2 protein-coding genes are annotated in these 1,642 nt (G+C 37.9%); both read left to right on the top strand.

What is annotated here, in order from left to right; translation table 11 throughout:
• Positions 1–333 precede the first annotated feature (333 nt).
• Positions 334–744: a hypothetical protein gene (locus tag GY937_24300; GenBank protein ID MCP5059836.1), complete on the top strand. Its 411-nt coding sequence runs from the start codon at positions 334–336 to the stop codon at positions 742–744.
• Positions 745–1,192: 448 nt separating this feature from the next.
• The gene (locus GY937_24295; protein ID MCP5059835.1) at positions 1,193–1,363 is read left to right on the top strand and encodes a ribbon-helix-helix protein, CopG family; all 171 of its coding nucleotides are present in this window, start codon (positions 1,193–1,195) and stop codon (positions 1,361–1,363) included.
• Positions 1,364–1,642: the final 279 nt, after the last annotated feature.

Genomic DNA, 1,642 nt, shown 5'->3' with positions numbered 1-1,642 from the left:
TTGCCAATAATATAGAAGCAAACGGAATTGAAAACACAACACACATATTAAAAGATGCAAATGGTAACAAGGTTGGAGAGTTTATATTTACTGAAGAATATTAGTTAATAACAATTTATTAAGGAGAAAAAAGAATGGTAGCTAAACTGGGTTTAATAATATTAATGGTCTGCATGTATTTTGTAATAGCTAAGCTGGCAATGTGTATACCAGTGCCAATAATTGGCCAGACATCACAAGGCGTTGTAGTAGAGACGGTGGAATTGAATGGAACAAAGAGTCAAGTCTTAAACCGTTATTAATATTAACTTTATTTGAAAGGTAGGTGTAGTAATGGAAACTGACCAAGTTTTAATAAACGATTACATGGGGCCAAGCAAGGACAAACAAAGAGAGTCATTCTTAAAAGAGTTCCTTGAGTTCCCAGAAATCTTTGAGCCAACGTACCAAGCAAAAAAAAACATAGTAGGAGATTTTATACTACCGCTATATGGACATAATAGGTGCTGGTTTACTAATGAACGCATGAGAGAATGGGTTAGCAGGTCTTTCCAATATGGTGACGTAAAAGACTTAAAACAAAGCGTAGAATATGGTTATTCTAGCACAGCCGGCCGTAAATGTGCGGTACATGTCATGACAGCTAACATTCGAGACGCAAAAGGTAATTATAAAAAAGTTTACTCAGGCGGTATTACCTTTTGCCTTGAAAGCTTTGTGCAGTTAAAAAGACTAAATAAATAACACTTTATTTGAAAGGTAGGTGTAGGATGAATAAGTATTTTAGAAGGGACTACGGTGGGGAAACTAGTATGAATAAGCAAAAAGAATTACAAGAAATACTGAATGAAACAATTAGGCATTGGCAAGAAGTGAAGGCCAATAAAGGTGGGCGATTAGCATGGAAAGTTGGGGCCACAAATTGCAAGCTTTGCAAAGTATGTGACAGCCATTGCTATTATGGTGAGGAAAAATGCCCTATTTATGCAAAAACAAGGAAACCATATTGTAAAAGAACACCCTACCGCGATTATGAGAAATGTTTGAAGCAAACCCTATCAATTAAGCAGACATACCACTGGTGGATTAAACCTTTTGCGTTAGCATGGCAGGAACACAAACGAAAGAAGTTAGCACAAAAGATGATTAACTTGCTAGTGTCTTGCAAGCCTAAAGAGGAGGGGCCAAAGACATGAACATCCAAATATCGTTCGCTCTAGACAAAGATACACACGCAAAATTGCAAGAAATAGCCAGGAAGCAAAACCGATCAATGGCGAATCTAATTAAAACCATGATCAAAAATACTGTTACAATTTACGACAACCAAGAAAAAGGAGATATACATTATGAGCTTGATTGACGACGACGTACAGAAGATTATAGACAATGCATACGATTTAGGCGTAATGGCAGGAATCGATATAGCTGCTCACGAAAGAGGGTTTGGTAACGAACCTGAGCACACACGAATACTCTTGAATCGGAAAAGCAATTACCGCTATTCAGTTCCAAAATCAGAGAAATAAACAAACCCCAGGCCCGGTAGCAGTAGCCACGTTAACACAAGGCCACGCACCCTCTTTAGCAAAAGGGTGCCATTATTTCCACCGGGTCTGGGAAGGTTGATTTCTAATTCTAT

This window comes from bacterium, from assembly GCA_024228115.1.
Lineage (GTDB): Bacteria > Myxococcota_A > UBA9160 > UBA9160 > UBA6930.
The sequence above is the reverse complement of the archived record's forward strand: the minus strand, read 5'-3'. Positions and strand labels throughout refer to the sequence as shown.

What these genes read in the sequence shown, in the direction of transcription:
- GY937_24300 (MCP5059836.1), top strand. Translation starts at nt 334, where the DNA reads ATGGAAACTGACCAAGTTTTAATAAACGATTACATGGGGCCAAGCAAG.
- GY937_24295 (MCP5059835.1), top strand. Translation starts at nt 1,193, where the DNA reads ATGAACATCCAAATATCGTTCGCTCTAGACAAAGATACACACGCAAAA.